At 63.3% G+C, this 20,065-nt stretch carries 17 protein-coding genes and 1 pseudogene; 13 read left to right on the top strand and 5 right to left on the bottom strand.

What is annotated here, in order from left to right; translation table 11 throughout:
- The first annotated feature begins 236 nt into the window (after positions 1-236).
- Together groES and groL are read left to right on the top strand one after the other, a co-directional pair.
- On the top strand, positions 237-524 hold the full coding sequence (gene groES, locus BMX92_RS04360) for a co-chaperone GroES (RefSeq protein ID WP_093012383.1): 288 nt from the start codon (positions 237-239) through the stop codon (positions 522-524).
- A gap of 103 nt (positions 525-627) precedes the next feature.
- Positions 628-2,271 (top strand): chaperonin GroEL, encoded by a 1,644-nt coding sequence (groL, locus tag BMX92_RS04355; protein ID WP_093012380.1) that lies wholly within the window; start codon positions 628-630, stop codon positions 2,269-2,271.
- A 397-nt stretch (positions 2,272-2,668) separates the two neighbouring features.
- Here groL and BMX92_RS28345 read toward each other — a convergent pair.
- Positions 2,669-2,791: pseudogene (locus BMX92_RS28345) on the bottom strand (GNAT family N-acetyltransferase); the annotation flags it as partial.
- A gap of 87 nt (positions 2,792-2,878) precedes the next feature.
- Positions 2,879-3,586 (bottom strand): GNAT family N-acetyltransferase, encoded by a 708-nt coding sequence (locus BMX92_RS04350; protein WP_256213265.1) that lies wholly within the window; start codon positions 3,584-3,586, stop codon positions 2,879-2,881.
- 164 nt (positions 3,587-3,750) lie between these two features.
- Here BMX92_RS04350 and BMX92_RS04345 point away from each other — a divergent pair, with 164 nt between their 5' ends.
- On the top strand, positions 3,751-5,742 hold the full coding sequence (locus BMX92_RS04345) for a putative bifunctional diguanylate cyclase/phosphodiesterase (RefSeq protein WP_093012659.1): 1,992 nt from the start codon (positions 3,751-3,753) through the stop codon (positions 5,740-5,742).
- Positions 5,743-5,764: 22 nt separating this feature from the next.
- On the opposite strand, the gene BMX92_RS04340 is transcribed toward BMX92_RS04345, so the two are convergent.
- Entirely contained in the window at positions 5,765-6,583 is an 819-nt protein-coding gene (locus tag BMX92_RS04340; RefSeq protein WP_256213276.1) for a crotonase/enoyl-CoA hydratase family protein, read from the bottom strand.
- Positions 6,584-6,956: 373 nt separating this feature from the next.
- On the opposite strand from BMX92_RS04340, the gene BMX92_RS04335 reads away from it, so the two are divergent.
- Together BMX92_RS04335 and tgt are read left to right on the top strand one after the other, a co-directional pair.
- Positions 6,957-7,136, top strand: a complete 180-nt coding sequence (locus tag BMX92_RS04335) for a hypothetical protein (RefSeq protein WP_093012374.1) — start codon at positions 6,957-6,959, stop codon at positions 7,134-7,136.
- A 49-nt stretch (positions 7,137-7,185) separates the two neighbouring features.
- Complete coding sequence (gene tgt, locus BMX92_RS04330; RefSeq protein ID WP_093012372.1) at positions 7,186-8,316, top strand: tRNA guanosine(34) transglycosylase Tgt; 1,131 nt, start codon at positions 7,186-7,188, stop codon at positions 8,314-8,316.
- 80 nt (positions 8,317-8,396) lie between these two features.
- Here tgt and BMX92_RS04325 read toward each other — a convergent pair whose 3' ends face one another.
- Entirely contained in the window at positions 8,397-9,905 is a 1,509-nt protein-coding gene (locus BMX92_RS04325) for a sensor histidine kinase (RefSeq protein WP_093012656.1), read from the bottom strand.
- An 88-nt stretch (positions 9,906-9,993) separates the two neighbouring features.
- Entirely contained in the window at positions 9,994-10,197 is a 204-nt protein-coding gene (locus BMX92_RS04320) for a NepR family anti-sigma factor (RefSeq protein WP_093012369.1), read from the bottom strand.
- Between the two features lie 335 nt (positions 10,198-10,532).
- Between BMX92_RS04320 and BMX92_RS04315 the strand changes: the two genes are divergently transcribed.
- The 8 genes from BMX92_RS04315 to BMX92_RS04285 all read left to right on the top strand — a co-directional run bounded on the left by BMX92_RS04315 (position 10,533) and on the right by BMX92_RS04285 (position 20,032).
- Entirely contained in the window at positions 10,533-11,324 is a 792-nt protein-coding gene (locus BMX92_RS04315; RefSeq protein WP_093012653.1) for a response regulator, read from the top strand.
- A 77-nt stretch (positions 11,325-11,401) separates the two neighbouring features.
- Positions 11,402-11,533, top strand: coding sequence for a hypothetical protein (locus BMX92_RS27875; protein WP_256213263.1), 132 nt, complete (start codon positions 11,402-11,404; stop codon positions 11,531-11,533).
- Positions 11,534-11,649: 116 nt separating this feature from the next.
- The gene (locus BMX92_RS04310) at positions 11,650-12,294 is read left to right on the top strand and encodes a sigma-70 family RNA polymerase sigma factor (RefSeq protein WP_093012650.1); all 645 of its coding nucleotides are present in this window, start codon (positions 11,650-11,652) and stop codon (positions 12,292-12,294) included.
- Positions 12,295-12,344: 50 nt separating this feature from the next.
- Positions 12,345-12,608, top strand: coding sequence for a hypothetical protein (locus BMX92_RS04305; RefSeq protein WP_093012366.1), 264 nt, complete (start codon positions 12,345-12,347; stop codon positions 12,606-12,608).
- Between the two features lie 549 nt (positions 12,609-13,157).
- Positions 13,158-14,546 (top strand): TIGR03013 family XrtA/PEP-CTERM system glycosyltransferase, encoded by a 1,389-nt coding sequence (locus BMX92_RS04300; RefSeq protein WP_093012363.1) that lies wholly within the window; start codon positions 13,158-13,160, stop codon positions 14,544-14,546.
- A 13-nt stretch (positions 14,547-14,559) separates the two neighbouring features.
- Positions 14,560-16,632, top strand: a complete 2,073-nt coding sequence (prsK, locus tag BMX92_RS04295) for an XrtA/PEP-CTERM system histidine kinase PrsK (RefSeq protein WP_093012360.1) — start codon at positions 14,560-14,562, stop codon at positions 16,630-16,632.
- On the top strand, positions 16,632-17,996 hold the full coding sequence (gene prsR, locus BMX92_RS04290; protein WP_093012357.1) for a PEP-CTERM-box response regulator transcription factor: 1,365 nt from the start codon (positions 16,632-16,634) through the stop codon (positions 17,994-17,996). Before prsK ends, prsR begins: the two co-directional genes overlap by 1 nt.
- On the top strand, positions 17,996-20,032 hold the full coding sequence (locus BMX92_RS04285; protein WP_093012354.1) for a tetratricopeptide repeat protein: 2,037 nt from the start codon (positions 17,996-17,998) through the stop codon (positions 20,030-20,032). The genes prsR and BMX92_RS04285 overlap by 1 nt, the downstream gene beginning before the upstream one ends.
- Positions 20,033-20,065 lie beyond the last annotated feature (33 nt).

Genomic DNA, 20,065 nt, shown 5'->3' with positions numbered 1-20,065 from the left:
GGGCCTATGGCGGCGCGCGACGGATGGTCGCCCCGGCCCGGCGAAAATTTTTCCGCGCTCAGGCCCTTGACCGGCGGAACGACTTTTCCATATGCATGCCGCTAGCACTCTCATCCGATGAGTGCTAACAAAGAAGAGTTCATCGGGAGACGGACAGGCGGACAGGGCATTTCGGGGCGCGACCCCGGTTCCCGTGCGCCCACCCCCTCCCCAGACGCTAGGGAAAGGCAATCAACATGGCATTTCGTCCGTTGCACGACCGCGTTCTCGTTCGCCGCATTGAAGCGGAAGCGAAGACGGCCGGTGGCATCATCATCCCCGACACCGCCAAGGAAAAGCCGCAGGAAGGCGAAATTGTCTCCGTCGGCACCGGCTCGAAGGCCGAAGATGGCAAGGTCACGCCGCTGGACGTCAAGGCCGGCGATCGCGTGCTGTTCGGCAAGTGGTCCGGCACCGAAGTCAAGGTCGACGGTGAAGACCTGCTGATCATGAAGGAAAGCGATATCCTCGGCATCGTCGCGTAAAGCTGCGAACCGGGTATCGATTTCAGTTTCTGGCGGAATTCCGACACCTGCAACGGTGTGAACTTCGCAAATTTTGCAATTCTCAAGACAGAGGAATTAGATCATGGCAGCGAAGGACGTAAAGTTTTCGCGTGACGCTCGTGAGCGCATCCTGCGCGGCGTCGACATTCTGGCCGACGCGGTCAAGGTGACTTTGGGCCCCAAGGGCCGCAACGTCGTCATCGACAAGAGCTTCGGCGCGCCCCGCATCACCAAGGACGGTGTTTCGGTCGCCAAGGAAATCGAACTGAAGGACAAGTTCGAGAATATGGGCGCCCAGATGGTCCGCGAAGTTGCTTCGAAGACCAACGACATCGCCGGTGACGGCACCACCACCGCGACCGTTCTGGCCCAGGCCATCGTGCGCGAAGGCATGAAGTCGGTTGCCGCCGGCATGAACCCGATGGACCTGAAGCGTGGTATCGACCTCGCCGTCGTCAAGGTCGTCGAAGACATCAAGTCGCGTTCGAAGCCGGTTTCGGGTTCGGCCGAAGTCGCTCAGGTCGGCATCATCTCCGCCAACGGCGACCGTGAAGTCGGCGAAAAGATCGCCGAAGCCATGGAAAAGGTCGGCAAGGAAGGCGTCATCACCGTGGAAGAGGCCAAGGGTCTCGACTTCGAACTGGACGTCGTGGAAGGCATGCAGTTCGACCGCGGCTACCTGTCGCCCTACTTCATCACCAACCCGGAAAAGATGGCCGTCGAGCTGGCTGATCCGTACATCCTGATCCACGAAAAGAAGCTGTCGAACCTTCAGTCGATCCTTCCCATCCTGGAAGCCGTCGTTCAGTCGGGCCGTCCGCTGCTGATCATCGCGGAAGACATCGAAGGCGAAGCGCTGGCGACCCTGGTCGTCAACAAGCTGCGCGGCGGCCTGAAGGTTGCTGCGGTCAAGGCGCCTGGCTTCGGCGACCGGCGCAAGGCCATGCTGGAAGACATCGCCGTCCTGACCAAGGGCGAAGTGATCTCGGAAGACCTCGGCATCAAGCTGGAATCCGTGACCCTGGGCATGCTGGGCACCGCCAAGCGCGTCACCATCGACAAGGACAACACCACCATCGTCGATGGCGCCGGTGAAGCCGACTCGATCAAGGGCCGTACCGAGCAGATCCGTGCACAGATCGAAGTTACCACTTCGGACTATGACCGTGAAAAGCTTCAGGAACGTCTGGCGAAGCTCGCTGGCGGCGTGGCCGTCATCAAGGTTGGCGGCGCGACGGAAGTCGAAGTCAAGGAACGCAAGGACCGCGTTGACGACGCCCTGCACGCCACGCGCGCAGCCGTCGAAGAAGGCATCGTCCCCGGTGGCGGCACCGCGCTGCTGTATGCGACCAAGGTTCTCGACGGCGTCACCGGCATCAACGACGACCAGACCCGCGGCATCGACATCGTCCGCAAGTCGCTGACCGCTCTGGTTCGCCAGATCGCCAGCAACGCCGGTCAGGACGGCGCCGTCGTGTCGGGCAAGCTGCTCGATCAGGACGACACCTCGTTCGGCTTCAACGCTGCGACCGACACCTATGAAAACCTCGTCGCCGCTGGCGTCATCGACCCGACCAAGGTCGTGCGCACCGCGCTCCAGAACGCTGCCTCGGTTGCTGGTCTGCTGATCACCACCGAAGCCGCCATCTCGGAACTGCCCGAAGACAAGCCCGCCCCGGCCGGCATGCCCGGCGGCATGGGCGGCATGGGCGGCATGGACTTCTAAAAGCGATCGTAGCGGGTGGGCATCGCTCACCCGCGGTTCGATCGCGACTTCAAAGAAGTCCTGCCTTCCATATCGGAATGAAGAGGCCGGTGGAGCGATCCACCGGCCTTTTTCGTGGGATGCCGTTGGCGCCGGATGACGTTAGGTCGGTCCAGCAAACTCCGTTCGTCCTGAGCTTGTCGAAGAACGCGCGACGTCCTTCGACAAGCTCAGGACGAACGGATCATATTATTCCATCCGCGCAATCCTGTCCTATCAGGCGCGCGGATGGGATAAGCGACAACGGCTCTTTCCCATCGTCATCTTCATCACCCGGCTTTCCGATAGGATCGCGCTGCTGTAATATTATGTCAGAATTCGCGGGAAATATGCGAAGTTAAGCGGAAGAGCCCTGCGATCAGTCGCGCGGCTCCGTCACCACCATCATCGGCAATTCCGCCCGCACCTCGAACCCCAATGTCCGGTACAGAGCGATCGTCTTGTCATGGGCCGCATAGGCATGGAGGAAGGGCGTCTCGCCACCCGGCTTTCCGATAGGATCGCGCTGCTGTAATATTATGTCAGAATTCGCGGGAAATATGCGAAGTTAAGCGGAAGAGCCCTGCGATCAGTCGCGCGGCTCCGTCACCACCATCATCGGCAATTCCGCCCGCACCTCGAACCCCAATGTCCGGTACAGAGCGATCGTCTTGTCATGGGCCGCATAGGCATGGAGGAAGGGCGTCTCGCCCCGATCAAGCATCGCCTGCATCACCACCCGCATCAGCGCGCCGGCAATGCCGCGACCGCGCCAGTCGGGATGGGTGCAGACACCGCTGACCTCGGTAAAGCCCGGCATCCGCATCCGCTCGCCCGCCATGGCGATCAACCTGCCCTCCACCCGCATACCGATGAACCGGCCCAGCCTGTGGGTATGCGACCGGAAAGGGCCGGGCTTGGTCAGCAGCGCCAGCTCCAGCATGTCGGCGGCATCCGCTTCGCCCAGCACCGACCATGCGGGCGGCGCGGCTTTAGCCGGGGTGATGGTCGGCGCAACCATCTGCGCCAGCATTGCGGTACGCGCCACCGTCAAGCCCGGCGGTGCGACGATCGCATCGGGGCCAAGCAGCCATAGTTCATCGTCCGGCGGCGTCAGTGCGGCGAGTGATCGGCGACTGGCATCGCTATCATCCGCTGCCGCCCCGAACGGCCCATGAAGCGGATCGATCCGCCGGGCCAGATCATCGCCTTGCGCCAGCGCGGACCAGCCATGCGCCAGGCTATGCCAGATCGGATGGTCGAGCGGATGAATGGCGCGGCTCCTCTGATATGTCATTGGGACGGGAGAGCGCGGCCTATCATGTCGTTTCGCGCACGACAATATTATCGCAACGTCCTGCCTGCCGGCTCGGATTCCGTAGCGATATGAAGGCTGAAGCGCCCGATTGCCAATGCACCGTTTACCAAATGGCAATGCTGGTCGCCGATAAGGCACAAGACGTGTCCCGGCCACTCCACTTCCTGCGCGCTAAGCTGCGCGCGCGCTTCGCGCCAGCGACCCAGCAAAGCGCTGAGGTGAAGGACAATCTCGTCAAGGCGCTTTATGCGTCGCCGGCCTCCCTGCTCAGCGGTGCGATTTCCGGTGGTTCGCTGGGTCTGGTCGTCGCCTATTCAGCGCGTCTGACGCCCATCATCGTCATTTCTGTGCTGATCCTGCTCGTCGGGATCAGTCGGTCGATTTCCGCCGTCTATTTCCAGCGGCAACTGGCGCACAAGGATGATCTGGCCAGCCCGATCTGGGGCGCCGCCTATGAAGCGGGCGCATGGATTTATGCTGCGCTGCTCGGACTGCATGCCTTCGCCACGCTGACGATGACCCACACGGCCAGCCTGCATGTGCTGAGCGTGGGCATGGTGGCCTCCTATGCCGGCGGCATTTCCGGCCGCAATGCCGGGCGGGTCCATGTCGCGGTAGGACAGACCTGCTTTTCATTGCTGCCGACATCGCTGGGCCTGATCCTGGCGGGGGGGCTTGGCTATACCATATTGGGTGTGCTCTGCTTCCTGATGATCTTCGCCATGGCGGAAATCACCAAGACGACGCACCGCATCGTGTTGCAGGCGCTGCTCGCCAAGAATGAAAAGGCGATGTTGGCGCAGAAGTTCGAAAAGCTGGCCCGTTTCGACAGCCTGACCGGCGTCGAAAACCGCATGGCGATGCAGATGCGGTTGCGCGATCTGTTCGAACAGCGGCAATCCGATAATGAAGCGATGGCGATCCTGTGGATGGATCTCGACCGCTTCAAGGAAATCAACGATTCGCTCGGCCATATCGTGGGCGATCAGTTGCTGTGCCAGGTGGCGGAGCGCGTAACCCGCGCGCTGGACGGGCGCGGCCATGTCTCACGCTTTGGTGGGGACGAATTCATCATCATCTGTCCCTATGCCGACCGTGTCGTCGCTGACGCTGTCGCGTCGGACGTGATGCAGGAATTTTCCGTCGAATTCGAAGCCGGCGGTTATTCGTTGAACGTCACCGCTTCGATGGGCATCGCCGTGGCTCCCGCTGACGGCCGTGGCAGCGACGAACTGCTCCAGCATGCGGACCTCGCGCTCTATCAGGCCAAGCATGGCGGGCGTAACCGTCACAGCCGCTTCGACTGGTCGATGAAGGAGCGGCAGAACCGCATCTATGAACTGGAAATGGGGCTGCGTGCGGCGCTCGCCAATGGCGACCTGCGGCTGCATTATCAGCCGATCTTCAACAGCGAGACGGGCCGCATCGTCATCTGCGAAGCGCTGATGCGCTGGCACCATCCCCGGCTGGGATCGATCTCGCCCGGTGAATTCATCCCGATCGCGGAAAGCAGTTCGCTGATCGAGCCGATCACGACATGGGCGCTGGAACGGGCCTGTCAGGACGCCATGGAGTGGGACGAGGATATCCGCGTCGCCGTCAATATTTCGCCCGCGCTCATCAAGAGCGACGGGCTTTCGCGGTCTGTCATGGCCGCGCTGCTGAAGGCCGGGATGCGCGCGCGTCGGCTGGAACTGGAAGTCACCGAATCCACCTTCCTGGAAGATGATGGCCGCACCCATCTGATTCTGGCGGAAATGCGCCGGATCGGCCTGCGGTTGGCGCTGGACGATTTTGGGACCGGCTATTCGTCGCTCGGTTCGCTGCGGTCCCACGCCTTCGACACGATCAAGGTCGATCAGAGCTTCATGCGCGGCGTGGGCGAAAATCCCCGCGATCGCGCCATCGCCCAGTCCGTCGCCTATCTCGCCCATTCGCTGGACGTCGAAACGGTGGCCGAAGGGATCGAGACGGAAGAGCAGCTACGCTATGCCCGCGAAGTTGGCTTCACCAATGTTCAGGGGTTCGTGCTGGCCAGGCCGATGCCGGCCGACGCGCTGCTGGAACTGATGGCGCAGATGCGGTCGGACGGGCACGACATGGTCGGCCTTATCCGTCAGCGGCGCCTCGCCTGAAGCGCCGCTGCAATAGGGTGGATCAGCGCGTAAGGCGCGTCTGTGCGGATGCCAGCCGACGCATCATCCGCATATCCTTCAGGTCGATCTTGACGGCCGATGCCGCCCAATTTTCGACAATGTCCTTCAGTTCCTCATAATCCAGAGGATCGACCCGGCGGCCCGCCTGAAACACGCCGACATGGCCCGAATGATGCGGCCGCGTGCTGCTGATATAATCCCGGACCGCCGCTTCGCCTTCGCCATCCTCCACCAGCCGGTGGACGATGCCCAGATCATACATTTCCTCGGCGCTGTAGACCTTGCCGGACAGGATCATGCGCTCGGCCATCAGACGGCCCAGCTTGCGGGCCAGAATGGAATAGGCGCCCATGCCGGGGAACAGGCCGAACAGCATTTCGGGCAGGCCGAATCGCGCGCTGCGCTCGGCGACCACGATGTCGAAGCAGAGCAGCGCTTCGAACCCGCCGCCCAGCGCATCACCCTGTGCCAGCGCGATGGATACGACCGGCATGTCGCCATTGCGCCAGGTGCGGTTGACCACGTCGATACAGGCATGGCCATAGTCGATCAGCCCGGGCAGGTCGCCGCGCTCGATACAGCCGGCGAACAGTTCCAGATCGCCGCCGAGATTGAAAACGCCCGGAAAGCGGGAGCCGGCGACCAGATATTTGATCGGCAACTGGCCAGCGTCGAACAGCCGCTTGCTCTCCACATACCAACTGCGCACGTCCCGCAGCATCGCCATGGAGAAATTCGGCCGTTCCTGCGGCGCCATGAATGCCCAGAGGGTTTCCAGTGGCGCATCCCATTGCACGTCGATCTGGCCCAGATCGAACATTTTCGACTGGCCGGCCAATGCGGCGGGCTGGGTTTCCGTAGCGTCGAAAGGCACATCATCAGCTGATGAGAACGGCTCTTCGGATGCCGTGTCATATTCTCGTCCCGTGGGACTAAAACGTCCTGAATCAATCATGTGCGACCCCGTTTTCCTATTCTGCATGAACAGATCAGGCTGGTCGGCAGGATGCAATCAACCGGCCATATATTGATAGGCCGTTAACCATTTTTGGTCATCACTGTTGCATTGAGGTCGCCCAAAAACGGAAGGAAGCGGGTGTTCTGTGGCGGGAAAGTCACAAACGCCTCTGTTTTGCAAATGTAAAATTTACCATGCAGGCCTTTGTTAACCTTTGCGAATTAGTCTCAAGGGCATGATTGATCCGCGTTCCTCCTCCCATCGCGTGACCCTGGCCCTGCATGATGCGCAGGGTGACCCATGGCCGCTGCGTCTGTCTGCCGACTGCCTGCGCTTCATCGGTCCCTATCGCCGGGTGGAAGGGTTTAATATCGACGCGATGCTATTGCTGGAGGGGCTTCGCAAGGCTCGCTGACCCCTGCTAATCCTTGTACATGGGCGCGTTCATCCCTAGAGCGCGGCGCATGACCAGACCCCGTTTTTCCTTTTCCATCAGCGCCACCGACGGCAAGGCACGCACTGGCGCGATTCAGATGAAGCGCGGCGAAATCCGCACGCCCGCCTTCATGCCCGTGGGCACCGCCGCCACTGTGAAGGCGATGCGCCCGGCCGAAGTCCGCGCGACCGGCGCCGACATCATATTGGGCAACACCTATCATCTGATGCTGCGCCCCGGCGCGGAACGCATGGCGCGCCTTGGCGGCCTGCACGGCTTCATGGGCTGGGATCGGCCGATCCTGACCGACAGCGGCGGCTATCAGGTGATGAGCCTTTCCGCGCTCACCAAGATGAGCGAGGAGGGTGTCGCCTTCTCCAGCCATATCGACGGGTCGAAGCATATGCTGACTCCCGAACGGTCGATGGAAATCCAGCGCCTGCTGGACAGCGACATCGTCATGGCGTTCGACGAATGCACCAAAAATGGCTGCACCCATGACGAGGCGGCAAAGTCGATGGAGCGCTCGATGCGCTGGGCCAAGCGCTCGCGCGACGGCTTCGACTCCGGTGGCGACCATGCGGAACGGGCGGCCCTGTTCGGCATCCAGCAGGGATCGCTGGACGAAAATCTGCGTCGTATATCGGCCGAAAAGCTGATCGAGGTGGGTTTCGACGGTTATGCCGTGGGTGGCCTTGCGGTGGGCGAGGGGCAGGAGGCGATGTTCGCCACGCTCGACTTCGCGCCCGACATGCTGCCGCAGGACAAGCCCCGCTATCTGATGGGCGTGGGCAAGCCGGATGATATCGTCGGTGCGGTCGAGCGCGGCATCGATATGTTCGATTGCGTGCTGCCGACCCGGTCGGGCCGCAACGGGCAGGCGTTCACCTGGGCCGGTCCACTCAACATCCGCAACGCCAAGTTTAACGAGGATCTTGGGCCGATCGATCCGCGCTGCGGCTGCCCGGTCTGTGCGACCTGGAGCCGCGCCTATCTGCACCATCTGGTGAAGGCGGGCGAAATGCTGGGCGCCATGCTGATGACCCAGCATAATATCCACTTCTATCAGGAACTGATGCAGGGCCTGCGCGACAATATCGCGGCGGGCACGCTCTCGGCCTTCACGGCCGATTTCCGCCGCGACTATCAGCGGGTCTGAGCGCTTGCTTGGAAATGCGTGAAAGAGCGCATTTCAAGAACTGCACCAGAGGCGCTTCTCCAAACAAACTCTGACGGCGATCAGGGAATGACGGTGATAGCGATGGCGTATCGGCCGGCGTCGCCATCATGGTCCAGCGGTGATCGCAACTGGCGCGACAGGCCGGTCAGCACCCGGCCATAGCGTTCGCCCAGTCGACTGGTCATCTCTTCGGACGTCATCAGTCCACGCGACTGCATGACCAGCAGGGCGCGATCAGGCCGGGCCTCATCCTGATGCACGGAAATGCGCATCATACTGTGCGGCGCCATCATCATCGCCAGTTCCACCAGTTCGGTGATCAGGAAGGCGATCGGCACGGCCACATCCTGACTGATGTGCAGATTGTCGCTTTCGATCTGGATCGCGAAGCGGCGCGCCTTGGCTGGCGCGGTGCCGCGCAGGCTGGCCGACAATTCGCTGATCAGCGGCCGCACGCCGACGCCGCGATTTTCCTCCAGCTCCGCAAAATGATTGCGATGGACGACCGACAGGGCATCGACCCGGCGCTGGATGGAGGCATAGGCCTCGATCGCTTCCGCTTCATGGGCGGATCGCGCATGCAGGCTGATCAGGCTGGCGATGATTTGCAGGTTGTTCTTGACCCGGTGATGCACCTCGCGCGTCAATTTGCGCTGCGTGTCGAGTCCTTCGGCCATCTCCGCCTCATGCGTGGCGACATCTTCGCTGATCTCGCGGAAGGTTTCGCCCAGTGCAACGATCTCCTGCGCGGGGGTGCGCACCCTCTGCATAGGCTCCAGCACTTCGCCCGGCTGATAGGCGGCGACCACCCGGCGCAGCAACACCAGCGGGCGAATGAGCAGGCGATTGACCACGAACCAGCCAATCGCCGCCGCGGCGAACCACATGACCAGCGGCAGGGACAGCGACAATAGCCGCGCCACCGTGGCGGGGGGATCACGCACCGACATGGTCAGGATGATGTCAGGCGGATCGAGCCGGGCGGAAAGACTGGCCATATGCCCCATCGCCGCACTGCCTGATCGGCTGACGATCAGTTTGACGTCACCCTGACGCAGCGTGAGTTGCCGGTTCTGAAGCGCGGTGGCGGGATCGGCGATGCTTTCCAGATGCATGCGGGAATAATAAGCGAGCCCGGCCACCTGACCGTCATGGCTGCGCACCCGGCTGACCACATATTGCGAGGTCGGCAGCAATTGGGCGATCGGTCGATCGAAGCGGGCGCCGGGCGCTATCCCGGCCGGCTCGTCATCGTCGGACTTGCACAGCCGCCTGCCCGCCCTGTCATAAATATAGAAGCGGGCGCCATCTGTGTCATGAGAAGACAGGAAGAAGGCCAGCCGCCCGCACATGCCGGGATCGGCTGCATGATTGGCGATGGCGTTGACGGTGAGTTCCAGCGCCGTGCGGTCCGCCTGAAGATCGGCCGTCAGTTTGCGGGCGCTCTGCGTCACCGCGACACGCAGCAACGCCTCCTTTTCGAGATCGGCAGTACGGATCGCCTGAAGCGAAGTGACGAGGGCGATAACACCAAGCGGCAGAAGCGCCAACGTCAGGATGAGGAACATCTTGACGCCGGTGGACCGGAAATACAGCAGCAGAGGCTCGATCAGGGAGCGGGCTGCCGGAGGAAGGCTGCCCTTCATCATGATAATCTCAGTCCAACTTGTTCAGAAGATCCAGCATTTCCGACGGAATATCTTCGTTCACCGCGCGCTCATATACGGTCCGCAATACTTGAGATACATGCGCGTCTTCCTTGGCCGCAGCAGGCGTCGTGCGGCGCTTGCGGGAGGCAGGCGCGTCCTTCACTTGATCCTCGGGCGTACCAATGCCGGCATTGTTGCTGTCATCGGCCACGTCTCGATCCGTCGTTGAAGAAACCAAAATCAGCCCCTCTAAGCAGCCACATTTACCATGTCAGACATCCCGTTTCGCGGGATTCTTTCAAGTCGTCAATTCGTTGGCGGGCGACCTTCACAGGAAAATCGCGATATCGCCAAAAAAACCATATGGGTGCGAAACAAATCGAGCGGTCGATGGTTCCGCAATCCGAAGCATTTTTTACGCTGCCCGTTTCACGGTCGGCGAAGGGGGGACGGGGGCTTGCCAATGCGGCATGGACATTCCATCCTTCCTGCTACGCCGATGCTTCGGGACAATATGCCCGATTTGGGCAGGGAGACGATTTGACGATGTCGCTTGGACAGCAACTGCACCCCCATCTTCCGTTTTTGCGGCGCTATGCCCGCGCCCTCACGGGCAGCCAGGCGCATGGCGACGCCTATGTACGTGCCGCCCTGGAAGCGATCGTGGCCGCGCCGGAAGAATTTCCCAGCGACGTCGATCCGCGCCTTGGCCTCTACAAGACTTTCCAGGCCATCTGGTCCTCCGCCCATCTGGAGGATTTGCCGGCCACGGCGGGCAGCAATCGTGAAGCGATTGCACAGGCGCGCCTTGCACGCCTCACTCCTTTGCCGCGTCAGGCTCTGTTGCTGACGGCGCTGGAAGGCTTCACCATCGACGATGTCTCCTATCTGATCGCGATGGACAGCGATGAGGTCGAGGCGCTGGTGGAGGAAGCGCTGACCGAGATCGAGGCGCAGACCCGCGCCAAGGTGCTGATCATCGAGGATGAACCGATCATCGCGATGGATATCGAAACCATCGTCCGTGATCTGGGTCATGACGTCACTGCGATTGCCGTGACGCGCGAGGATGCGGTGCGCGAAGCGCTGGCGGATCGCCCCGGCCTGGTGCTGGCCGATATCCAGTTGGCCGACGACAGCAGCGGCATCGACGCGGTGAAGGATATTTTGGCCGAATTCTCGGTGCCGGTGATTTTCATCACCGCCTTCCCGGAGCGGTTGCTGACCGGCGAGCGGCCCGAGCCGACCTTCCTGATCACCAAGCCGTTCCAGCGATCGACGGTAAAGGCCGCGATTTCGCAGGCGCTCTTCTTCGACGAAGCGACGGCCCCCGCCTGATTGGCGGCCTTTCGATAAAATCGGGAACCCCGATCGGAACGCTGCGTTAATGATGCGTAACGATCGGGAGAAGGACCATGGTCGAGCAGGAAAAGCATATTGCTACGCAAGATGCACGTGCTGGCGCGACGCCGCATGTGATGCGCTATATGCTTGCCATCTCCCTGACGTTGGCAGTCATCGCCATGTTGCTGGTGCTTTGGCGCTAGTCGATGGACGCGGGAATTGGCTTTGGCGATAAACGATTTAAGGTACGGGCGCACTTATGGCTTTGACGACGTCGATTCATGCGGCGAAGGCGGTTGCCGACACAGGGATGAACCCCATGGATGAAGACGTTGGCGATGTCGGCGCTGTGGAAGAACGCGCAGCGCTGTCTGATTCGGACTTCAAGCGGGAACTGGCTTCGGTCATTCCGCATCTGCGCGCTTTTGGTCGCTCGCTTTCGGGCAATCGCGATCTGGCGGACGATCTTGTGCAGGAAACTCTGCTGAAGGCATGGGCGGCGCGTACGCGCTTCCAGGCCGGCACCAACATGCGGGCCTGGACCTTCATCATTTTGCGCAACCATTATCTCTCGCAGATGCGCCGTTCGCGCTTTCGTGGCGAATGGGATGATCTGACGGCGGATCGCATCCTTGCCGCACCGGCCAGTCAGGACAAGCATGTCGAACTGTCCGACATGCAGCGCGCCTTGCTGCAATTGCCTCAGCCTCAGCGCGAAGCGCTGATTCTGGTCGGGGCAGGTGGTTTCGCCTATGAAGAGGCAGCCGAAATTTGCGGCGTTGCCGTCGGCACCATCAAGAGCCGTGTGGCCCGTGGTCGCGCCGCGCTGGAGCAGATTTTGGAAAGTGGCGATCTGCCATCCCGCCGGACTCAGGAAACGACGGAAACGGCCGTGCTCGACGAAATCATGGATGACGTCGACCGGTTGAGCCGGGGCCTTGGCCATAATCACGACGAAGACTGAACGGAACGTTCGCGCCGTCCTGACCGTTATGGGAATGCAAGGAGGCGTCTATGGGTGACAAGCCCGTCCTGCGGGAGGGTGATCCCGCATCGCAAAGCCCTGCGCCGGAGCCGTCGCGCGGCAGCGGCGTGATTTTCGTCGTCGTCGCACTGGCGCTCATTCTGGCGATCGGCTTTTTCTACCTGACCAATGATCGACGCGACGACCGTCAGGCCGACGCCATAACCGGCGCGGCGGGATCGGTCGACAATGCCGCGCGCGTCATCGGCGACGCCGCAAAAAATGCGGCCGATAATCTGCGTAACGACAATTAGAATCTGATGACTTTACCTTGATCCGCTCGCTTCGAGCGAAGTCGAGAAGCGGGTAGGGCAGCGCGATCGTTTCTCGACTTCAGCCTATGTCTGAAGTTTATCCTGAGCGCCCGACCTGCGGGCAGTCGAAGGGCTCGAAACGAACGGGGGGTGTTGGATTGCCCCAGTGCCATCTCGTTCTAAGAGTCTGTTTGGGAATGCGCCTTTGGCGCATCCGCACCGGCCCTCACCCGACTGCCCAACAGGGTACCATATGTGGGCGGTCGGGTGGGGTTCAAACGAGTCACGTGCCTCGTTTGAAGGCCGGTGCGGCTACAAAAATGCGCTCTTTCGCGCATTTTTCTAACGGTCTCTAACAAGCGCTGCGCACAAAGAGGGGGGCGTCGTCTTTAGCATTTCGTCTCGTCGCGCTGGACGCGATCGTCATTCAGCATTTATTTGCCATTTTCCGGCAGGGTGCGCCCACTGTCGGATTATCTTACAGCGATTGTAAGGGGATTCGGCGCCAGAAGGCGCGCCAGTCCGGCGGCCAGCGGGATAAGTGCGACGATGATCAGGCTGTTCAAACATTATGTGCCGCATGCGGTGCTGTTGCTGGGCCTGCTCGATTTCGCGCTGCTGCTCGCTGCGGCGGAAGTCGGCTGGGTCTTGCGCGCGCATCAGATCGGTATGGATGTCGATCATATTTCCACCCGCATCGGCCCGTTGATCAGCTTCGCCGTGTCGATTCAGACCGCCATGATCGCGGTCGGCGTCTATGGCACCGAAGCGCTGCAATCGATTCGTTTCGCCTTCGCCCGCCTGCTCGTCGCCGTGTCGCTGGGCGTCATCTTCCTGTCCGTCCTCTATTTCCTGTTGCCCGGTATGACCCTGTGGCGATCCAATTCGCTCTACGCCATGGGCCTTGCCATGGGCGTGCTGGTGCTGGTGCGCCTGCTGCTGGGATCGATGATCGGCGGGGAAGCCTTCAAGCGACGATTGGTGGTGCTGGGCGCGGGCAATCGCGCCGCCCGGATCAAGGAACTGGAGCAGAAGCGCGGCGCGGGCTTTCTGGTCGTCGGCTTCATCGCCATGAATGACGGGCCGCAGGTGATCCCGGAGGCGATCAACCGCGACGCCGTCTTCAACCTGTCCGATTTCGTGGTGCGGCTGAACGCCAGTGAAGTCGTGCTGGCGCTGGAGGAACGGCGCAACGCCATCCCCATGTCGGACCTGCTGCGCATCAAGACGACGGGCGTCCATGTGAATGACCTGTCCAGTTTTCTGGAGCGCGAAACCGGCCGCGTCGACCTCGCCAGCGTCAATCCCAGCTGGCTGATCTTTTCCGACGGTTTTTCCGCCGGCCGCCGCCTGTCCAGCATCGCCAAGCGCGTCTTCGATATCGTCGCCAGTTCGATCCTGCTGGCGCTGACTGGCCCGATCATCCTGCTTGCCGCGATCCTGGTGAAGATGGACAGCAAGGGGCCGGCTTTCTACCGCCAGCAGCGCGTCGGCCTGTTCGGTCAGGAATTCTGGATCGTGAAGCTGCGCACCATGCGGCTGGACGCGGAAGTCAACGGCAAGGCGCAATGGGCCGAAAAAGACGATCCGCGCATCACCCGCCTTGGCTACTGGCTGCGCAAACTGCGCATCGATGAACTGCCCCAGACCTGGACGGTGCTGAAGGGGGAGATGAGCTTCGTTGGTCCACGCCCCGAACGCCGTCAGTTCGTCGAGGATCTGGAACAGCAACTGCGCTATTATGCGGAACGCCATATGGTGAAGCCCGGCATCACCGGCTGGGCGCAGATCAACTATCCCTATGGCGCGTCGATCGAGGATGCCCGGCACAAGCTGGAATATGACCTTTATTACGCGAAGAATTACACGCCCTTCCTGGACCTGCTGATCCTGATCCAGACCCTGCGGGTGGTGCTCTGGCCCGACGGCGCACGCTGACGGCCAGCGGACGATGGGCGCGCTCCTCCAATTTGTCGGCGACTGGGGCCATGCTCTGGCGGCGGTGCTGTTCGCCGCGCTGGGCATCTTCCTGCTGCGCCGTCGCGCCGACGCGCCCGAACCGCGCCTGCTGGCGGCGGCGCTGCTGCTGACATCCTGCTGGGCGCTCTATGTCTCCTTCGGCGGGGTGTCGATGCCGCTGTCGGGCATCGGCGAAAGCATTCGCAACGCCGCCTGGCTGCTGGCGCTGTTCACCATCTGGCGCCGCGGACCGGTAGGGCGGACCGGCGCGCGGGGCGCCATTGCGGCGGTCTATGCGGCGGTCGCCGGCCTGATCCTGATCCAGACCTTCACGGACCTGACCTGGCGGCAACTGCCGGTCGACAGCGACCTGCATCGCGCGCTGCTGACCTGCTCGCTGGTCTTGCGGATGATGACGGCCATCGGCTGCCTGCTGCTGGTGCATCAGCTCTATACCGGCTGGCCATCGCGCGAGCGGGGCGGGATCGCCCTGCTGCTCGGCGCTCTGGCGGCGATGTGGACCTACGACCTCAATCTCTACGCCATCTGCTATTTCGCGCCCAACCGGGTCAGCGAACTTTATGCCCTGCGCGGTCTGTTGATGGCGCTGCTGGTGCCCGTAGTGGCGATCGGCATGCGCAAGGGGATGGCCGGGCGGCTGCAACTGTCGCGCACCATCGCCTTCCAGTCGCTCTCTATCGTGGCGGTCGCCCTCTATGTCGCGGTGCTGGTCGCCGTCGCGGTGCTGATCGAACTGATCGCCGGACCCTATGCCCGTCTGGTGGAGATTGCAGCGGTCTTCTTCATCGCCGTTACCGCGCTGGTCCTGCTGCCATCGCCCCGCATCCGGGCGCTGTGGCGGGTGCAGGTGGCCAAGCATTTCTTCCAGCATCGCTATGATTATCGCACCGAGTGGATGCGCTTTGGCGAAACCATCGGCCGCCCCGGTGAAGACGCCGCGCCGCTGGGCGAACGGGTGGCGAAGGCGGTGGCCGACATCACCGACAGCCCGGCCGCCATGCTGATGCTGCGCGACGACAGCGGCGACCTGATCTTCGAAACCCATTGGAACTGGAATGACGATCTGGCCGCCGTCGGCACCGTGCCGTTCGCCATCGTCCGCAAGCTGGAGAAGAGCGGCTGGATCGTCGACCTCGCCCGGCTGAAGGGCGGGGAGGGGACACTCGACCTGCCCGACTGGTTGATGCAGGACCGCCGCGCCTGGGCGCTGGTGCCGCTGATCCATTATGGCCGACTGATCGGGGCTATCCTGCTGGCCCGGCCGCCCGTCGACCGGCGGCTGGACTGGGAGGATTTCGACATGCTACGTGCCGCCGGGCGACAGGCGGCCACCCATATCAGCGAAGCGCAGGGGCAGCAGGCGCTGGACGACGCCCAGCGTTTCGACGAATTCAACCGCCGCTTCGCCTTCATCGCCCATGACATCAAGAATCTGGTCAGCCAGTTGTCGCTACTCTCCCGCAATGCGGAGCGGCACGCCGACAATCCCGAATTTCGCGCCGACATGCTGCTGACGCTCAAGGAGTCGGTGGGCAAGATGAACGACATGCTCGCCCGCCTGTCGCTGCATAATAAGGGGCGGCCCGAAGAACCCCGGCCCATGCCGCTGCGCGACCTGCTGGTCCAGCTTGCCCAGGCCCGCGCACGCCAGCATGCCGTTCAGGTCAGTGGAGACGCCCCGCTGGCGCTGGCCGATCCCGCCCGCGTCGAACAGATCGTCCAGCATCTGATGCAAAATGCCATAGACGCCAGCCCGCCCGGCAGCCCGGTCGATCTGCGCCTGTCTGCCGATGCGCAGGACGTGATTGTCGAGGTGATCGACCGGGGCAAGGGCATGAGCGCCGAATATGTCCGTCGTGACCTGTTCAAACCCTTTTCCTCCAGCAAGACCGGCGGTTTCGGCCTTGGCGCGTTCGAGGCGCGCAGCCTGGCGGAGGCGATGGGCGGCCGCATCGACGTGGACAGCAAACCCGGCGTCGGCAGCCGTTTCACCCTGCGCCTGCCACTGGCGCCGCTATCCGATCGTAAAGAGAAGGCCGCCTGATGAGCGACACCCGCCCCAAATTGCTGATCGTGGAGGATGATCCGGGCCTGCAACGGCAATTGCGCTGGGCCTATGAGGATTATCAGCTCTTCATCGCCGGCGACCGGGAGGAAGCGATCGAGATGCTGCGGGCGGAAGCGCCCGATGTGGTGACGCTCGACCTTGGCCTGCCGCCCGATCCGGACGGCACCAGCGAAGGTTTCGCTACGCTGGCGGAGATGCTGAAGATCAAGCCCGATACCAAGATCATCGTCGCGTCCGGCCATGGCGCGCGGGAAAGCGCGTTGGATGCGATCGCGGGTGGCGCTTATGATTTCTACCAGAAGCCGGTCGATATCGACGAACTCGGCCTGATCGTTCGCCGCGCCTTCCACGTCCACGGTCTGGAGCGGGAGAATGTGCGGCTGGCCGATGTCGCGCCGGAGGATGGCCGCGTGCTGGGCCGCCTGATCAGCGGCGCGCCGGAGATGATGAAGGTCGCCCGCACCATCGAACGGGTCGCCAGCGCCAATGTCTCGGTCCTGCTGCTGGGCGCCAGCGGCACCGGCAAGGAGTTGCTGGCGCAGGGCCTGCATGATGCCAGCCCCCGCCGCACCGGTGCCTTCGTCGCGATCAACTGCGCGGCGATCCCCGAAACCCTGCTCGAATCCGAACTGTTCGGCCATGAAAAGGGCGCTTTCACCGGCGCGATCAAGATGACGCCCGGCAAGATTGAACAGGCGCAGGGCGGCACGCTCTTCCTGGACGAGGTAGGGGACATTCCGTTACCGTTGCAGGTGAAGCTGCTGCGCTTCCTTCAGGAACGGGTGATCGAACGGATTGGCGGCCGCCAGTCGATCGCGGTCGACACCCGCATCGTGTGCGCCACCCATCAGGATCTGGAGGCGATGATCGCCGCCGGCACCTTCCGCGAAGATCTCTATTATCGCCTCGCTGAAATCACCGTGCGCATTCCGCCGCTGCGCGATCGCCCCGGCGACCCGGCCCTGCTGGCGCGCCATTTCCTCAGCCGCTTTGCCCGCGACATGAACCCGCAGGTCAAGGGGCTGGCGCCCGATGCGCTGGCCGCGCTCGACGCCTGGGCCTGGCCCGGCAATGTGCGCGAACTGGAAAATCGCATGAAGCGCGCCGTCATCATGGCCGATGGCAAGCTCATCACCGCCGCCGACCTCGATCTGGATGACGAACGGGCGGACGGCGGCGATGTCGTGAACCTGAAGGCCGCGCGCGAAATGGCCGACCGCCGCGCCATCCGTCGCGCCATCGCCCGGACGGACGGCAATATCTCCGGCGCGGCCAAGATATTGGGGATCAGCCGGCCGACCCTCTACGACCTGCTCAAACAATATCAGATGCAGAATTGATGCGCCGCACCCGACTGATCCTGATTCTGGGCGTCGCGGCCCTGCTGCTTGGCGCCGCCGGCCTGTGGCAATGGCGCGCGCATGAGCGGGACGGCAGCGCTGCCCTGACGCGCGGCCTTGCGGCGCTGGACAAGGGCGACGCCCGCACCGCGCGGGTCGAGCTGATGAATGCGATCAAGGCCAATCCGCGCGCCGCCGATGTCCGCGCGGCGCAGGCCCGCGCGCTGGCGGAATTGGGCGATGGCTCCGGCGCGCAGGGCGAGGCGGAACGGGCGCGCGCGCTGGGCCAAACGGCATCGCAGACCCGTGCCGTCATGGCGCAGGCGCTGTTCCTGCAAGGGGATATGCAGGGCGCTCTGCGAGAAGCCCGCGCTTCCGATCTGCCCGAAGCCGATGCCGTACCGGCCGCGCGTGTCATCGCTCGCGCGTCTCTGGCGCTGGGCGACGCCTATGCCGCCCGCACCGCATTGGAACAGGCGCTGGCCCTTGCCCCCAATGATCCGGAAAACTGGATCGATCTCGGCCGCTTCCGCATCGCCATGGGGGATCAGGCAGGCGCCATCGTCGCCGCCGACCGGGCGGTGGCGCTGGCGCCCGGCAATGCCCGGGCGCTCGCCCTGCGCGGCGAGCTGGTCCGCGCCCAATATGGCCTAATCGCTTCGCTGCCCTGGTTCGACCGGGCGCTGGCCGCGAACCCGGATTCGGTCCCGGCGCTGGAGCAATATGCCGCTACGCTGGCGGACGCCGGACAGGCGAGCAAGGCGCTCAGCCTTAGCCGTCGCCTGCTGGCGCTCGACCCCGCCAATCCGCGCGCATGGATGTTTCAGGCGGTGATGGCCGCGCGGGCGGGGCAGGGCGACCTTGCCCGCAAGCTGCTCGATCGCACCAAGGGACGACTGGACGCGGAGCCCGCGACCCAATTGCTGCGCGCCATATTGCATATGGAGGATGGCAATGCCGTGCTGGCGGCCGATACGCTGGCGCCACTGGTCGCTGCGCAGCCGGACAACCGCACCGCCCGCACATTGCTAGGCCGGGCCTATTATCTGAATGGCGATTATGCGTCGGCGGCGTCCACGCTCGCCCCGGTCGTCGCCCAGCGCGACGCCGATCCCTATATATTGACGCTGGCCGCCCGCGCGCAGGAGGCGCTGGGTGAGCGCGCCATGGCCGCCGATATGCTCGCCCGTGCCGTCTGGCCAGTGCGCCCCGCGACCGATGCCTTCGCCAACTCGCGCGACGCCATGCTGGCTGCGTCGCCACCGTCCAGTGTCGCCACCGCCCGCGACAATATCCCCTATATCCGCGCCCTGCTCAGCACGGGTCAGCCGGAGGAGGCACTTAGCCGCGCCCGTGCGCTCAGCCGCGCCAATCCCGGTGCGCCCGACGCCTGGCTGATCCTGGGCGATGCACTCGCCACCGCCGGTCAGCCGCAACAGGCCGTCCGCGCCTATGAGGCGGCGGGCAATATCCGCTTCGATCGCGACGCCGCGCTGCGGCTGGCCGCCGCCTGGGGCCGCGTTGGCAATCCCGCCCGTGCCGGGCAGGTGGTGCAACTCTTCCTCTCGCAAAATCCCAATGATGTGGAGGCACAACGTCTTGCCGCCAGTGTCGCGGCGCAAGCACAGGACTGGCGCACCGCGCTGCGGATGCTGCGCGCCGTACGGGGGCAATTGGGCGACAATGACGCGCTGCTGATGGCCGATCTCGCCCGCGCCGCGCTGGAAAGCGGCGATCGCGCCGCCGCCCGCGCCTATGCCGCCCATGCCTATCGCCTGATGCCGGGCAATCCGGTGATGGCCGATATGTTCGGGTGGGTCTTGTTCAAAAGCGGCGAGAAGGGCCCGGTGCCCGTCGATCTGCTGGAAAAGGCCGTCGCTCTGGCTCCCGACGCGCCCGCGCTGCAACTGCATCTGGGGCAGGTCTATGCCGCCGCCGGGCGGAAGGGCGAGGCGAAACTGGCTCTGGCGCGCGCGGCGGCAGTCTCCGGCTTCCCCGGCCGTCAGGAAGCGATGGACGCGCTCGCGGCCTTATAGAATTTAGGCATGAAGTGCTCCTGCGAAAGCAGG

The sequence above is a fragment of the Sphingobium sp. YR768 genome, from assembly GCF_900111125.1.
Lineage (GTDB): Bacteria > Pseudomonadota > Alphaproteobacteria > Sphingomonadales > Sphingomonadaceae > Sphingobium.
Note: the sequence above shows the minus strand (reverse complement) of the source record. Positions and strands in the feature narration are given on the sequence as shown.

Excerpts from the sequence above, each read along its gene's own strand:
- groES (WP_093012383.1), top strand. The coding sequence starts at position 237 with ATGGCATTTCGTCCGTTGCACGACCGCGTTCTCGTTCGCCGCATTGAA.
- groL (WP_093012380.1), top strand. The coding sequence starts at position 628 with ATGGCAGCGAAGGACGTAAAGTTTTCGCGTGACGCTCGTGAGCGCATC.
- BMX92_RS04350 (WP_256213265.1), bottom strand. The coding sequence starts at position 3,586 with ATGACATATCAGAGGAGCCGCGCCATTCATCCGCTCGACCATCCGATC.
- BMX92_RS04340 (WP_256213276.1), bottom strand. The coding sequence starts at position 6,583 with ATGTTCGATCTGGGCCAGATCGACGTGCAATGGGATGCGCCACTGGAA.
- BMX92_RS04335 (WP_093012374.1), top strand. The coding sequence starts at position 6,957 with ATGATTGATCCGCGTTCCTCCTCCCATCGCGTGACCCTGGCCCTGCAT.
- tgt (WP_093012372.1), top strand. The coding sequence starts at position 7,186 with ATGACCAGACCCCGTTTTTCCTTTTCCATCAGCGCCACCGACGGCAAG.
- BMX92_RS04325 (WP_093012656.1), bottom strand. The coding sequence starts at position 9,905 with ATGTTCCTCATCCTGACGTTGGCGCTTCTGCCGCTTGGTGTTATCGCC.
- BMX92_RS04315 (WP_093012653.1), top strand. The coding sequence starts at position 10,533 with ATGTCGCTTGGACAGCAACTGCACCCCCATCTTCCGTTTTTGCGGCGC.
- BMX92_RS27875 (WP_256213263.1), top strand. The coding sequence starts at position 11,402 with ATGGTCGAGCAGGAAAAGCATATTGCTACGCAAGATGCACGTGCTGGC.
- BMX92_RS04310 (WP_093012650.1), top strand. The coding sequence starts at position 11,650 with ATGGATGAAGACGTTGGCGATGTCGGCGCTGTGGAAGAACGCGCAGCG.
- BMX92_RS04305 (WP_093012366.1), top strand. The coding sequence starts at position 12,345 with ATGGGTGACAAGCCCGTCCTGCGGGAGGGTGATCCCGCATCGCAAAGC.
- BMX92_RS04300 (WP_093012363.1), top strand. The coding sequence starts at position 13,158 with ATGATCAGGCTGTTCAAACATTATGTGCCGCATGCGGTGCTGTTGCTG.
- prsK (WP_093012360.1), top strand. The coding sequence starts at position 14,560 with ATGGGCGCGCTCCTCCAATTTGTCGGCGACTGGGGCCATGCTCTGGCG.
- prsR (WP_093012357.1), top strand. The coding sequence starts at position 16,632 with ATGAGCGACACCCGCCCCAAATTGCTGATCGTGGAGGATGATCCGGGC.
- BMX92_RS04285 (WP_093012354.1), top strand. The coding sequence starts at position 17,996 with ATGCGCCGCACCCGACTGATCCTGATTCTGGGCGTCGCGGCCCTGCTG.